Annotated in this window: 14 protein-coding genes; 3 read left to right on the top strand and 11 right to left on the bottom strand. The window is 69.9% G+C overall.

Annotation, left to right across the window (positions count from 1 at the left end):
* Positions 1–111 precede the first annotated feature (111 nt).
* The 9 genes from Q7J26_RS08470 to Q7J26_RS08430 form a co-directional block, all read right to left on the bottom strand.
* Positions 112–1,530, bottom strand: a complete 1,419-nt coding sequence (locus tag Q7J26_RS08470; protein WP_304936024.1) for an ATP-binding protein — start codon at positions 1,528–1,530, stop codon at positions 112–114.
* 3 nt (positions 1,531–1,533) lie between these two features.
* Positions 1,534–1,935, bottom strand: a complete 402-nt coding sequence (locus Q7J26_RS08465; RefSeq protein WP_304936023.1) for an endonuclease domain-containing protein — start codon at positions 1,933–1,935, stop codon at positions 1,534–1,536.
* 67 nt (positions 1,936–2,002) lie between these two features.
* Entirely contained in the window at positions 2,003–2,674 is a 672-nt protein-coding gene (locus Q7J26_RS08460) for a response regulator transcription factor (protein WP_183196194.1), read from the bottom strand.
* An 85-nt stretch (positions 2,675–2,759) separates the two neighbouring features.
* The gene (locus Q7J26_RS08455) at positions 2,760–4,298 is read right to left on the bottom strand and encodes a Do family serine endopeptidase (protein ID WP_304936022.1); all 1,539 of its coding nucleotides are present in this window, start codon (positions 4,296–4,298) and stop codon (positions 2,760–2,762) included.
* A 106-nt stretch (positions 4,299–4,404) separates the two neighbouring features.
* Positions 4,405–4,911 (bottom strand): cytochrome c-type biogenesis protein, encoded by a 507-nt coding sequence (locus Q7J26_RS08450; RefSeq protein WP_304936021.1) that lies wholly within the window; start codon positions 4,909–4,911, stop codon positions 4,405–4,407.
* A complete protein-coding gene (locus tag Q7J26_RS08445) occupies positions 4,908–6,896 on the bottom strand; it encodes a heme lyase CcmF/NrfE family subunit (RefSeq protein ID WP_304936020.1) in 1,989 nt (662 codons plus the stop codon). Before Q7J26_RS08445 ends, Q7J26_RS08450 begins: the two co-directional genes overlap by 4 nt.
* Positions 6,893–7,369 (bottom strand): cytochrome c maturation protein CcmE, encoded by a 477-nt coding sequence (gene ccmE / locus Q7J26_RS08440; protein ID WP_304936019.1) that lies wholly within the window; start codon positions 7,367–7,369, stop codon positions 6,893–6,895. Before ccmE ends, Q7J26_RS08445 begins: the two co-directional genes overlap by 4 nt.
* Positions 7,370–7,439: 70 nt before the next feature.
* A complete protein-coding gene (ccmI, locus tag Q7J26_RS08435) occupies positions 7,440–8,261 on the bottom strand; it encodes a c-type cytochrome biogenesis protein CcmI (protein WP_304936018.1) in 822 nt (273 codons plus the stop codon).
* Positions 8,262–8,278: 17 nt separating this feature from the next.
* A complete protein-coding gene (locus Q7J26_RS08430; RefSeq protein ID WP_304936017.1) occupies positions 8,279–9,670 on the bottom strand; it encodes a hypothetical protein in 1,392 nt (463 codons plus the stop codon).
* Between the two features lie 164 nt (positions 9,671–9,834).
* On the opposite strand from Q7J26_RS08430, the gene Q7J26_RS08425 reads away from it, so the two are divergent.
* The 3 genes from Q7J26_RS08425 to Q7J26_RS08415 are packed head-to-tail and all read left to right on the top strand — an operon-like array spanning position 9,835 to position 12,688.
* Positions 9,835–10,767: an ABC transporter ATP-binding protein gene (locus Q7J26_RS08425; protein ID WP_304936016.1), complete on the top strand. Its 933-nt coding sequence runs from the start codon at positions 9,835–9,837 to the stop codon at positions 10,765–10,767.
* The gene (locus Q7J26_RS08420; RefSeq protein WP_304936015.1) at positions 10,767–11,534 is read left to right on the top strand and encodes an ABC transporter permease; all 768 of its coding nucleotides are present in this window, start codon (positions 10,767–10,769) and stop codon (positions 11,532–11,534) included. Before Q7J26_RS08425 ends, Q7J26_RS08420 begins: the two co-directional genes overlap by 1 nt.
* A gap of 41 nt (positions 11,535–11,575) precedes the next feature.
* Entirely contained in the window at positions 11,576–12,688 is a 1,113-nt protein-coding gene (locus Q7J26_RS08415) for a hypothetical protein (protein ID WP_304936014.1), read from the top strand.
* A gap of 5 nt (positions 12,689–12,693) precedes the next feature.
* On the opposite strand, the gene Q7J26_RS08410 is transcribed toward Q7J26_RS08415, so the two are convergent.
* Positions 12,694–13,071, bottom strand: a complete 378-nt coding sequence (locus tag Q7J26_RS08410) for a Rieske (2Fe-2S) protein (RefSeq protein WP_304936013.1) — start codon at positions 13,069–13,071, stop codon at positions 12,694–12,696.
* On the bottom strand, positions 13,064–14,062 hold the full coding sequence (locus Q7J26_RS08405) for an NAD(P)H-dependent glycerol-3-phosphate dehydrogenase (RefSeq protein ID WP_304936052.1): 999 nt from the start codon (positions 14,060–14,062) through the stop codon (positions 13,064–13,066). The genes Q7J26_RS08410 and Q7J26_RS08405 overlap by 8 nt, the downstream gene beginning before the upstream one ends.
* Positions 14,063–14,065: the final 3 nt, after the last annotated feature.

The raw sequence follows: 14,065 nt of genomic DNA, 5'->3' as shown, positions 1-14,065 counted from the left end.
GACCCAGTGCTTTCGCTCGGCGCCGCCGTTGGACCACAATCCTGACACGCGCCACAAGGCCGCGCGCCCAAAGAACTGGGTCCCGGCTTTCGCGGGGATGAGCGGAAATCTCTAAGCCTGCCCCGCGGGGGGCAGCACCAGGGCCACCCGCAGACCTGGTCCGAAGCCCCCATAGGCGCCGGGGCCTTCGTCCAGCACCACCCGGCCGCCGTGGGCCTCGGCCACCGCCGTCACCAGCGACAGGCCCAGGCCCGAGCCCGGCTCGGTGCGGCTGTTGTCAAGGCGGACGAACCGCTGGACGACGCGCTCGCGGTCCTCTTCCGGCACGCCGGGGCCGGTGTCGGTGACCGAATATTCGATCTCGCCCGACGATCGCCGCCGCGCCCGTAGTTTCACCGCCCCGCCGGCCGGGGTGTATTTGATGGCGTTGTCGATCAGATTGGCCAGGGCCTGGGCCAGGAAGGGCTGGTTGCCCTCGATCATCAGGCCGGTTTCCACCTCGGACGAGAAGTCGATCGACTTGTCCTCGGCCGCAGGTTCGTAGAGCTCTGCCATGTCGGCCGCCAGTTCACCCGCGTCCATCGGCTTGGGATCCGGCGCTCCGCCGGCTTGCAGGCGGGCGATGGCCAGGACGGTGTTGAAGGTCTTCAGCAGGTGATCGGCCTCGTCCAGGGCGATGCCCAGGGCGTCCACCCCGTCGATCTTGCCCGCCTCGGCGTCGATCAGGGCCACCTCCAGCTTGGCGCGCATCCGGGTCAACGGCGAGCGCAGGTCGTGGGCGATGGCGTCGCCGGCGTGCCGGATAGAGGCCATGGACCCCTCAAGCCGGTCCAGCATGGCGTTCAGCCCCTGGCCCAGTTCATCCAGTTCGTCGCCGGAGTTGCGGATGGGGGCGCGGACCTTCAGGTCGCCCTCCTGCACCGCCTGGACCACGCGGTTCAGCCCGGCCATGGCGCTTTCGACCCGGCGGCTGATGTAGAGCCCGCCCGCCAGGCCCAGCAGCATGACCAGGGCCATCGCCCCCCACAGGGCCTGGGTCAGGCGCGACAGATATTCCTCGATCCCGCCGATATCCTCGCCGACGAACAGGGTGTCGCCCCCCGCCAGCGGCATGATCACCCCGATGGAGCGGCGGGTCTGGACCCGACCGTCGGGATCGGTGCTGGTCAGGCGGAAGGTGCTCCATTCGCCGGTCCCCGGCCGACGCGCCTCCTTCAGGTCGAACGGCATGACCGACAGATTGCCGGTGACGATCTTACCGTCCGGTCCGGTCAGCAGATACAGATAGGGACCGCCCCGGATCGTGCGTTCGACCAGGGCCTGGTTCAGGGCGTCGATCCCGCGCGTGCGGTGGACGGCGGTCAGGGCGGCCAGTTCCGTCTCGACATCGGTCCGCGCCCGCGTCTGGGCCTCGGACGCCGAGGCGAAATAGACATAGGCCAGGCTCGCCCCCGCCGCCGCCACGAACAGGGCCAGGAACAGCAGGGTCAGCCGGAAGGGCGTGCGGCGAAGGAGGGAGGGAAGACGCATGGGTTAAGAGAACTCTCCCTCCCCCTGCGGGGGAGGGGGGTCGCCGCGCTGCGGCGACCGGGTGGGGCGGGCCAGGCAATGCGCGCGCACATCTTCGATGACCTGGGCCAACTGATCCCGGACCCTGAGATTGTCATAGCGCAAGGTTATCAGCCCCTCTCGGGCAAAGACCGCGTCACGCACGCGATCTTGCCGGGCGCGGTCTTCGTCGAGATGAGACCCGCCGTCCACTTCCACGATCACCCCTCGGGCCCAACAAAAGAAATCAAGGTAGTAGCCCCGCAGGGGCGCCTGTCGACGAAAATGCAGACCGTCAGATCGGAGAGCGCGAAGGGCGACCCACAGACGGGCTTCCGCCGGGGTGAGCGCTTTCCGCATGGCGCGCGCCCGAGCAATGATCGCCATGTCGCCCTGCCCTCCCCACCCGGACGCTACGCGTCCCCCCTCCCCCGAGGGGGAGGGAGAATTATGGCTACGCCTCCAACCGATAACCCGCGCCGCGCACCGTCTGCAGCATCGCCCGGTCGAAGCCCTTGTCGATCTTGGAGCGCAGGCGGCTGATATGGACGTCGATGACGTTGGTCTGGGGGTCGAAATGATATTCCCACACCTTCTCAAGCAACATGGTGCGGGTCACCGACTGGCCGGCGTGGCGCATCAGGAACTCCAGCAGCTGGAATTCGCGCGGCTGGAGATCGATCTCAGTCGTTCCGCGATGGACGGTGCGGGCGATCAGGTTCATTTCCAGGTCGCCGACCTTCAGCACGGTCTGGACGCCGCCGGTCTCGCGACGGCGCGACAGGGCCTCGACGCGGGCGATCAGTTCGGCGAAGGCGTAGGGCTTGACCAGATAGTCGTCGGCGCCGGCCTTCAGGCCCGTGACCCGGTCCTCGACCTCGCCCAGGGCCGACAGGAACAGGACCGGGGTCTGGTCGCCGCCCTTGCGGACGGTCTCGACCATGCCGACGCCGTCCAGGCGGGGCATCATCCGGTCGACCACATAGACGTCATAGCCGCCCTTCTGGGTTTCCAGCAGGCCGAAGGCCCCGTCCACGGCATGGGTGACGTCATGTCCGGCTTCGGACAGGCCCCGCACCATGGCGGTCGCCGCCTCTGCGTCGTCTTCGACCACCAAAATCCGCATCGAAACCCCTCCCGGAATCAAAATCGCCGCCGATGGTAACGCATCGGCGGCGATTCAGTGAGTTACGGCTTAGTCAGATTGCCGATCATTCGCGCGAAAGTTCCAGCACTACCGAGATCGCGCCGCCTCGCTGGCTCCGAACCATGAGAAGAACACCAGGACGTCCCGCGGCGCGAGCGGCTGCAATGGCGCGTTCCAGATCGGCGGGGGTGGCGACCACCTGGTTGTTCGCGCGCTGAATAATAGAGCCGGCCGGAATACCGAGTTGCGCGGCCTTCGAGCCGGGCACGGTTTCGGTCACAACCACGCCCTGAACATCGTCGGAAAGGCCGAGACGTTGGCGGACGGCGGCGCTCAGCGGCGAGACCTTCATTCCCTCAACCGTCGCACCGGACGTAGCCCCCGGAACGGACGGCCCGTTTTCGCCACCCGAAGCGGATTCAAGCTCGTCTTCCGGCGGGCGTTTCGCAGCACGAATGTTGAGCTCCTGGCGCCGCCCGTCGCGAAGGATGGTGAAACGCACATTCTGCCCAGCTTCGGTTGCGGCGACGAGTCGGCGCAATTCGGTCGATCCATCGATATCGCGGCCGTTTACCTGGATGACGACGTCACCGACCTGAACGCCGGCCTTCTGCGCCGGACCATCGGGCGTGACTTCACCGACATAAGCGCCCTTCGTACCCGCCGGCAGACCAAGCGCGCCAACGCCGCCGTCAGGGATATTTTGAATGCTAACGCCGACATAGCCGCGCTCGATGGTCTGTCCCTGCATCAAGCGGGACGTGACGGTCTTGGCGACTTCGGCTGGAATGGCGAAGCCGATGCCGACTGAGGCTCCGGTGGGCGAATAGATGGCCGAGTTCACGCCGATGACGCGCCCATAGATGTCGAAGGTCGGGCCGCCCGAGTTGCCCCGGTTGATGGCGGCGTCGATCTGGATGTAGTCGTTATAGCCGGACGGATCGATGTCGCGGGCCTTGGCCGAGACGATGCCGGCGGTCGCCGTGCCGCCCAGGCCGAAGGGGTTGCCGACCGCGATGACCCAGTCGCCGACGCGGGGCTGGGCCGTCTCTTCGAAGCTGACGTATTTGAAGTCGCTTCCCTCGACCTTGATCACGGCCAGGTCCGTGCCCGGATCGCGGCCGATCAGGCGGGCCGGAAGCTCGCGGCCGTCCGACATCTTGACCTTGATCTCGGTGGCGTCGGCGACGACGTGGTTGTTGGTGACGATGAAGCCGTCCTGGGAGATGAAGAAGCCCGAACCGGCGCCCTGGGTCGTCTGGGGTTCGTCGTCCTCGCCCTGACCGCCGCGACCTTGCGGCGGGACGAACTGGAACGGCAGGCCGGGGATCTGGAAGGCGCCGCCCTGGGGCTGTTCGACCTTGACCGTCACGTCGATCTGAACGACGGCCGGGGCCACCTGTTCGAAGATGTTGGCGAAGCTGTTGGGCGCGCCGGGCGGGGGCGAGAAGCTGTTTCCATTGGCCGGGACAGGGGTGATCCGGTTCACCGCCTGGGGGTCGGCGTGGGCGCCGGGCCAGTTGATGACGCCGCCGGCGGTCGCCGCCGCCGCCAGGGTCAGGCCGGCCGCGGCCCCGAGAATGAACTCTTTGCGCTTCAGCATCGTGGTCCTTGCGATCCTCTGTCAGGGCCGAGCGGGCCCCGCGTTCGCGTTTGATATAGATGGATCCGGCGAGACGCCAATTCCAGCGTTCGATGGATGATCCCGACTAGCGCCCGTCGTGAGGCGAGGTTGCGTCCAGATCGCGGCGAAGCTTCTCATTTTGCAGAGCTTCGTCCAGGCGGCGCTCTTCGTCCGGCGACAGGGGGGCGGCCTCGACCGGGCGGCGGCGCGCGCGCAGCATCAGGACGACGGCGGCCGACAGGACCAGGGCGAAAGGCCCGAACCACAACAGCCAGGTTCCCGCCCGGATCGGCGGGGTGAACAGCACATAGTCGCCGAACCGCCGCACCAGATCGCCGCGCACCGCCTGATCGCTGGCGCCTGTGGCGATCTGTTCGCGGATCAGGCGGCGCATGTCGCCGGCGACGCCCGCCGGACTGTCGGCGATGGCCTCGTGCTGGCAGACGACGCAGCGCACGTCTTCGAACAGGGCCTGGGCGCGGGCCTCCTGCGCCGGGTCGGCCAGGGGCCGGTCGGGTGCGGCGGCGGGTTCGGCCGCCGTCAGCATGATCGCCAGGACCGGCGCGGCCAGCAGGATCGACAGCCGCCTCACGCCGCCGTCCTCCGCCGCGCGCCGACGCCCAGCCGCAGGCGGCGGTCCAGCAGGGACAGCAGGCCGCCCAAGGCCATGATCATCGGCCCCAGGAAGATCAGCCGCGCCCAGGGGTTCCAGTACAGGCGCACGACCCAGGCGGGTTGATCCGGCGTTCCCGCCCGCTCGCCCATCACCACATAGACGTCGTCCAGGCCCCGGAAATCCAGACCGACCTCGGTCGTCGTCTGGCCCCCGGCGGGGAAGAAGCGGCGCTCGGCCGTGACGGTGCTGGCCCGGCCCCGGTCGTTGGACGGCCGCACCGTCAGCCGGCCCTGTTCGGCCAGATAGTTCGGCCCCTCGACCACGCGGACCTGATCCAGGGTCACGGTCCAGGGGCCGGCGGAGACGCTCTGACCCAAGGACAGGGCGCGCGCGGCCTCGGCCTTGAAGCCGGTCTCGACCACCGCCCCCAGGATGAAGACGCCCAGGCCCAGGTGGGCCAGGCTCATGCCCCAGGCGCCCAGCGGCAGGCCCTTGAGCCGGCGCAAGGTCTCGGCGCCCGAGGCGCGGAACAGCCGCGCCCGTTCGGCGACCTCGGCCAACGAGCCCAGGATCAGCCAGGCGCCCAGGCCGATCCCGGCGGCGGCGAGGGCCTTCTTCGGCTCCCACAGGGCGTAGGCGGCCAGGGCCGAAACCAGGGCCAGGCCCGCTGCGACGGCCAGCCTCTGCATCGCCCCGGTCAGGTCGCCGCGCTTCCACGCCAGCAGCGGCCCGGCGGGCAGGATGATGAAGGCGACCGTCATCAGCGGAACGAAGGTGGCGGCGAAATAGGGCGGGCCGACCGAGATGGTGGCGCCGGAGGCCGCCTCCAGGATCAGGGGATAGAGGGTGCCCAGCAGCACTGTCGCGGCGGCCGCAGTCAGGAACAGGTTGTTCAGCACCAAGGCGCCCTCGCGGCTGACGGGAGCGAACAGGCCGCCGCCCTTCAGCTGGGGCGCGCGCCAGGCGAACAGGGCGAAGGCGGCGCCGGCCGTGATCCCGAGAATGGCCAGCAGCATCAGGCCGCGCTGAGGGTCTACGGCGAAGGCGTGGACGCTGGTCAGGACGCCGGAGCGCACCAGGAAGGCGCCCAGCATGGAGAAGCTGAAGGCCAGCAGGGCCAGGAAAACGGTCCAGCCCGCCAGGGCCCCGCGCCGCTCGGTCACCACGGCGCTGTGCAGCAGGGCCGCGCCCGCCAGCCAGGGCATGAAGGAGGCGTTCTCGACCGGATCCCAGAACCACCAGCCGCCCCAGCCCAGCTCGTAATAGGCCCAGAAGGACCCCAGGGTGATGCCGACAGTCAGAAAGGCCCAGCTGGCCAGGGCCCAGGGCCGCACCCACCGGCCCCAGGCGGGCCAGAAGGCCGTCTGCGCCCGGCCCTCGATCAGGGCGGCGACGGCCAGGGAGAAGCAGACGGAGAAGCCGACATAGCCGGCGTAGAGCAGCGGCGGATGCACGGCCAGGGCCGGGTCTTGCAGCAAGGGGTTCAGCGACGCCCCCTGGAAGGGGGCGGGGTCCAGACGGGTGAAGGGGCTGGAGGTGAAGACGGCGAAGGCCAGGAACAGCGAGCCCAACGCGCCCTGCGTCGCCACGGCCGAGGCCTTAAGCCCGAACGGCAGACCCCGCGCGCGGGCCAGGGCGCCGCCGAAGACCGTCAGGACCAGGCACCACAGCAGCAGCGACCCTTCGTGACTGCCCCAGGCGCCGGCGATCTTGTACAGCATCGGCTTGTCGGTGTGGCTGTTGGCCGCGACGTTGGAGACCGAGAAGTCGGACACGACAAAGGCGTAGATCAGGGCCGCGAAACTGAGGGCGACAGCCGCCGCCGCCGCCAGGGCCGCACCCTGCCCCGCACCGGCCAGCACCGGACTGCGCCGCGCCCGTCCCGCCGCGGACAAGGCCGTCTGCAGAATCGACAGAGCCAGGGCCAGAGAGAGGGCGAAGGCCCCGAGTTCGGCGATCATAGGGGGGCGGTCTTGGTCGAAGCGTCCGGCCGCCACTCGCCCTTGGCCTTGATCCGGTCGGCGACCTCGCGCGGCATATAGTTTTCGTCGTGCTTGGCCAGGACCTGGCTGGCGTGGAAGACGCGGTCGGCCCCGAACGAACCCTGGGCCACGATCCCCTGCCCTTCGCGGAACAGGTCGGGCAGGTCGCCATGATACTGAACCTGGGTCGTCGCGATATTGTCGGTGACGGTGAAGACCACGACCCCGTCGCCGGATTTCTGCACGCTGCCGGTCTCGACCAGCCCGCCCAGGCGGATGTTGCGCCCCTCCGGCGCCGTGTCGGCGGTGGCTTCGGACGGGGAATAAAAGAAGGTCACGCTGTCCTGCATGGCCCACAGCGACAGGCCGACCGCCAGTGCCAGGATCGGCGCCACGGCGGCGACGACCCACAGACGACGGCGCGCCTTCGGCGATTTCGGCAGCCAGCTCATGACTCGGCGTTTCCGCTCCCAGACGGAATTTTTCTTGGGTCTATAGCGGCGGAGGCCGGCCGCCAACGCGTCATTGCGCCTTATCCGCCGGCAGACGCCGTTCCAGATCGATCCGGCGGGGGTCGGCCGGGTAGAGGGCGGCGATCAGGGGCGTCCACTGGGCGCGCGTCGCCGCCGCATCGCCCCGCTCGAACGCCGCCTGCCCCAGGAAGAAGCGCGCGCCCAACTGATCCGGGTCCAAGTTCACCGCCTGACGGAAGGCGGCCTCAGCGTCGCCGCCGATCCGGCCGTCATTGGCCCGCACCAGGCTTTCGCCCAGTCGCGCCCAGGCCTGGGCGTCGTCGGGCTCCAGTTCGATCAGCCGGCGAAAGGCCGAGGCGGCGCCCAGCGGGTCCTCGGCCGCGAACCGGGCCGCGCCCAGCATGGCCAGGGCCTGGCGGTCCTGCGGATTGTCGCGGGCCACCCGCGCCGTCACCGCCGCCAGCTGCGCCGGCTCCAGGGTTTCCAGCTGGGTGGACCATTGATCGACCCGCCGCTCATAGGCCTGGTCCGGCAGGCCCGGCGATCCGGTCAGGACATAGAGGGCCAGCGCCCCCGCCGTCGTCGCCGCGATCCCGCCCAGCACCCAGAACCGGTCCTGGCGACCGACGACCGGCGCAGCTGCAGCCACGGCCTGTCCCGCCAGAAGCCGCCGCCCCGCCTCGGCCCGAGCGGCGGCGTGGGCCGCCTCGTCCAGCAGGCCGCGCGCCTTCAGCCGGTCCAGTTCGTCCAGTTCGCGACCGCCGACATCGGCGTCGGCGCCGGCCGGATCGGCCCCGCGTCGCGCCCCGGTCAGCACCAGCAGGCCGGCCATCGCCGCCGCCAGACCGGTCATTATCCAGAAGACGATCATCCCCGCCGTCTATCGCATCAGACGACGCCGGGCGAGGCCCCTCGCGTCGCCCGTGCCGCCTCGGCAGCGGCGGCGCGTCGTCGCACCGCCCGCGCCGCCTCCAGCGCCTCGATCAGGGTCAGGAAGCGGGCCGCCGTCCCGACCAGACGCAGGGCCTGGTCCGGATCGGCCACATCCCCGTCCGATATACTGTCCAGCGCCTCATTGGCCCAGGTGGACAGATAGTCGGTCAGTTCGGTCTTCAGCGCCATCCGGTCCGCCTCGCAGCCGAAGGTGTTGGCCGCGCCGCGCAGGCCCGAGACCGCCCCCAACAGGGCCGCCGCCGCCTCGATGGGTTCGCCCTTGGCCGGCGCCTCCAGCCAGGGGCACAGGCGCGTCATCCGCCCGGTCAGGACCTGGCGCTTCATCGGCAGGGCCGCGTGGACGGCGGCAGACGTCGATTTCATCAGGCCCGAAAGCTGGCCCGCCATCTGGACCCGCGCCATCCGCGCCGTCTTGCCCCAGGGCGAGTCGGGCCGGACCATCAGGGTCATGTCCATTTCCGCCAGCACCCCGGCGCACCAGGTCGCGTCCTCCACCGCCTGGGTCATGTCCGCCCCCTCGCGGGGCGACAGACAGGCGGCGATGCGCTGGACCCGTGTCTGGACCGAGGCCAGCAGGCGTTCGACGAAGACGCCCATTTCGGAATGGCTGAGAATGGCCTCGGTGTCGGCCAGACGGCTGGTGCGGGTGACGATCCGCAGCATCCGCTCGGCGTCGGCGACATGGGCGAACAGGATGTCGATCATCCGCCGCCCGCCCTCGGGCGATATCGCCAGACAGTCCTGGATCAGCAGCCGTAGCCCCGCCAGCTGATTGTCGTCAGGCCGCTCCAGCCAGACCGGCAGGCGGGCCACGGCGGTTCGCGCCAGGGGCACCAGATCGAAACAGCCGGCCAGCTCCGCCGGGCTGGCGGCCGGGGTTCCCGCCTGACCGGTCGTGCGGCCGGGCCACTGGTCGTCCGGCCAGACGTCGTGCGGCCGGTCGCGCAGCACAGCCGCAGCCCGCGCGCACAGCCGATCCGCCGCCAGGGTCCATTCGCCCTCGACCGCGCCCGCCCCGTCCAGCAAGCCCAGGAAGGCCTCCTCGCCCGTCCGCGCCTCGCGCCAGACCCGCGCCAGGACGGCCGGGGGAAAGATCAGGGCCGGGGTTCCGTCGGCGCGGGGCTGGAACAGGGGCAGAAGGGGGGCGAAGGCCAGATCGCGCCGGGCGCGATCGCGGGCCTCCTGCATGATCATCACGGCCAATTCTGCGGCCTTGTCCCCGCCCAGGGACGGCATAGCCGCGCCCAGCTGCGTCAGGGCGGCGTCCGGCGCGGCCTGGACGACCGCCTGCAGGGCGGCGCGGTGGGCGGCGGACAGCGAGGACAAGAGGCACTCCCGTCTGCGAGCGACGAAGACGCCACCGTGCCGTCTTCGGGTTAACAACGGCTTCTCTTTCTTACAAAGACCGGCGCCCCTTGAGCCGGGCGGTCGGAACGCCATATTCCCGCCACGACGACGCCAGGCGCTTCCGCCTCGGATCAGGAGCGCCCATGCCGGTTATCGAGATCGAAGGCCTGACCAAGACCTACAAGTCCGGGCTTCAGGCGCTGAAGCGCGTGGATCTGACTATAGAGAAGGGCGAGATCTTCGCCCTGCTGGGTCCGAACGGGGCCGGCAAGACCACCCTGATCTCCATCGTCTGCGGCATCGTCAACGCCACGACGGGGACGGTGATCGCCGACGGCCATGATATACGCAAGGATTTCCGCGCCGCCCGCACCAAGATCGGCCTGGTGCCGCAGGAACTGACCACCGACGCCTTCGAGACCGTGCTGGCCACCGTCACCTTCAGCCGGGGACTGTTCGGCAAGGCGCCGAACCCGGCCCTGATCGAACAGATCCTGAAAGACCTGTCGCTGTGGGACAAGCGCGACGCCAAGATCATGACCCTGTCGGGCGGGATGAAGCGCCGGGTGATGATCGCCAAGGCCCTGAGCCACGAGCCGGACATCCTGTTCCTGGACGAGCCGACCGCCGGGGTGGACGTCGAACTGCGCCGCGACATGTGGGCCATGGTCCGCAAGCTGCGCGAGCGGGGCGTCACCATCATACTGACCACCCACTATATCGAGGAGGCCGAGGAAATGGCCGACCGGGTGGGAGTGATCCTGAACGGCGAACTGATCCTGGTCGAGGAAAAGACCGCCCTGATGAAGAAGCTGGGCAAGAAGACCCTGACCTTGAACCTGATCGAACCCCTGCCCGCCCTACCGGCCGATCTGTCCGACTGGGATCTGGCGCTGAAGGCCGACGGAAGCGAGCTGGAATATAGTTTCGACGCCCAGGCCGACGACACCGGCGTGCCCTCGCTGATCCGCAGCCTGGAACGGCTGAACATCGGCTTCAAGGATCTGAACACCCGCCAGAGCTCGCTGGAAGACATCTTCGTCAGCCTGGTCCACCGCGATGGGGAGACCGTCTGATGAACTTCAACGGACATGGCGTCTGGGCCATCTATCGGTTCGAAATGGCCCGCGCCCTGCGCACCATCTGGCAGAGCGTGGTCACGCCGGTGATCACCACCGCCCTGTATTTCATCGTCTTCGGCGGCGCGATCGGCAGCCGAATGGAGGCCATCGACGGCGTGGCATACGGCGCCTTCATCGTGCCGGGCCTGATCATGCTGAGCCTGTTCACCCAGTCGATCTTCAACGCCTCGTTCGGCATCTATTTCCCCAAATTCACCGGCACCATCTACGAGATCCTGTCGGCTCCCGTGTCGTCGCTGGAGGTGGTGATCGCCTATGTCGGGGCGGCGGCGACCAAGTCGGCGGTGTTGGGCCTGATCATCCTGGCCACCTCGACCCTGTTCGTGCCGCTGCAGGTGCTGCACCCTGTAGGCATGCTGGCCATGCTGGTGCTGATCTCGGTGACCTTCAGCCTGTTCGGCTTCATCATCGGCATCTGGGCCGGCAGTTTCGAACAGCTGAACTTCATCCCCATGCTGATCGTGACGCCCCTGACCTTCCTGGGCGGCTCCTTCTATTCGATCAATATGCTGCCTGACGTCTGGCGCACGGTGGCCCATTTCAATCCGGTGGTCTATCTGATCTCGGGCTTCCGCTGGACCTTCTATGGCCAGGGCGACGTTCCCATCGGCATCAGCGTGGCCGCCACCGTGGGCTTCTTCGTCGTCTGCCTGGCCGTGGTCATGTGGATGTTCAAGACCGGCTACCGCCTCAAGAGCTGAGCCGTCACGAAACCGGCCAGATCGCCAGCGATTAGAGTATCATGTCCGACGACTCCAAGATCACCCCCGCCACGCCGCCCGCCTCGAACGGTCCATCGGGGGGACCGCCGGAGCCGTTCGTGCGCAAACAGGTGACCTGGGGGCGTATGCCCACGACCACCTTCCACGTCGGCCCCGTGCCGATCGCGCCCAATCCGCTGGACCGGATTCCTGATCGCCCGCTGCGCAAGACGCCGCTGGGCCAGACAGGCCAGGGCGAGGGCCCGGTTTCGGGCCAGGTTTCGAGACAGGCTCAGGAGCCGCCGCGTCGTGTCCCTGCGCCGCGCGCCGGCGGCAATATCCTGAGCGGCTCGCTGATCCCCCAGGCGCGTCAGGGCGCCGGTCCGTTGACGCCGGCGCCTGCGCCACAGCCAGAACCCACACCCGCGCCCAGCGCCGACACCACCGTGCGGCCCCTGCCCGGCGCGGCTGTGGCAGACGCCCCTTCGGCGCCCGCCCCCCTGCCCCCCGTATCGGCCGAGCCGCGAACGGCGCCTGTGGTCGCCCCCGCCGCCTTGGCCCCAGCCTTGGCCTCAGTTGAGCCGTCTCCTGCTGTTGAGGCCGCCCCTTCGGTCACGCCCAGTTTCGCGCGCGCCGCGACCCGACGGCCGTCGCGCCTGCCGCTGTACATCGGCGTCGGCCTCCTGGCGGTTCTGGCGGTCGGCGGCGGCCTGTGGTTCGCTATGCGTCCCGCCCCCGTGGCCGCGCCGGTCGCGCCCGCCCCGGCGGCAGCGCCCGAAGCCGTGACGCCGGCCGCCGCGCCTGTGGAAACCCCGCCGGTCGAGACCGCTGCGCCCGCGCCCGTCGAAGCCGCGCCGGTCGAGGAAACACCCGCCGTCCCGGCCGCCCGGCCTGCGGCCACCCCGGCGCCGACCGCCGCCCAGACTTCGTCCGCTCGACCCGCGACGACGACGCGTCCGCAGACGCCGGCGCAATCCACGACTCAAACCCCGGCGCCCCGTGTCCCTGCGGCTCAGACCCCGGCGGCCGTCGCGACTCCCCAGCCTGCAACGCCGGCCCCGGTCGTCGTCGTCGCGCCTGCGCCGACCGCCGCGCGTCCGCCCCAGACCGATCCGAACGCCCCGGTCGTGACCCGGCCCCAGCCGCTGGACTGAAACAGCTAGGCCGTGCGGATGACGCCGCCGCTGGCCGTCACCGGCCAGGGCGTCAGCCGCCCGCCGGCGCAGGGCCCGCCCTTGCATTCGCCGGTCAGGGGCTCGAACACCGCCCCGTGCCAGCCGCACAGGATCAGGGCGCCGTCCGGGGTCAGATAACGGTCGATCTCCATGGCGATGGGAAAACCGGCGTGGGGACAGCGGTCGACCCAGCCGGCCACCGCCCCGTCCTTGCGCACCACGAAACCGTGGAAGAAGGCCTCGCCGATCTGAAGCACGAAGCCGCGCGCGCCGGGCTCGGCGATGTCGGCCTCGGCGCACAGGGCCACGTTCGGCGGCGTCTTCCAGACCCGTTTGCGCTCGCTCGGCGCCTGGTCAGACACGTTCGGCCTTCAGCGGGCGCGACAGCAGGCCGTCGATCAGGCCGTCCACGGTGATTTCCCCGGCCAGAAGGGCGGCGATGCCCTCGGCGATGGGGGTCTCGACGCCCAGGCGCGCGGCCAAGGCGCGCACGGCCGGCGCGCTCTCATAGCCTTCGGCCACCGAACGTTTGCCGGCCAGGGCCTGTTCGACCGTCTGGCCCTGGCCCAGGGCTAGCCCCAGGCTCATGTTGCGCGACTGGGGGCTGGAGCAGGTCAGGACCAGGTCGCCCAGGCCGCACAGGCCCGCCACCGTCTCGGCCTGACCGCCCATGGCGACGGCCAGACGGGTCATTTCCGCAAAACCGCGCGTGATCAGGGCGGCGTGGGCGCTGCGGCCCAGCTGACGCCCCTCGGACACGCCGCAGGCGATGGCCAGCACATTCTTCAGCGCCCCGCCCGCCTCGGCCCCGACAAGGTCGGTGGCCAGATACGGCCGGAAGCCCGGCGCCGACAGGGTGTTCAGCAGGGCCTGGCCCAGCACCGGATCGGCGCAGGCCAGGGTGACGGCCGTCGGCAGGCCGCGCGCCACCTCGCCGGCGAAACTGGGGCCGGACAGGACTGCGGCCGGGGCGTCCGGCAGGGTCTCGGCCAACACCTCCGTCATCAGCTTCATCGTGCCGCGCTCGACCCCCTTGGAGCACAGCACCACCGGTACGCCGGCGCGGTGATGGGGCGCAAAGGCCGACAGGGTCGCCCGCATATGCTGGGCCGGGGGCACGGCCAGGATCAGGTCGCAGTCGGCCAGATCGGCCAGATCCGCAGTAAACCGCAGCTCCTCCGCCAGGGTCACGCCCGGCAGGTACAGGTCGTTAGCCCGCGTCGCCGTCAGGGCCTCGACCAGTCGCGGCTCGCGCGCCTGAAGCGTCGTCTCCAGTCCGGCGCGGACGCAGACCTGGGCCAGGGCCGTGCCCCAGGCGCCGGCGCCGATGACCCCTGCGGTGCGGAATTCCATGCG

It is taken from the genome of Brevundimonas sp., from assembly GCF_030656255.1.
Lineage (GTDB): Bacteria > Pseudomonadota > Alphaproteobacteria > Caulobacterales > Caulobacteraceae > Brevundimonas.
This window is presented reverse-complemented; position numbering and strand designations above follow the sequence as displayed.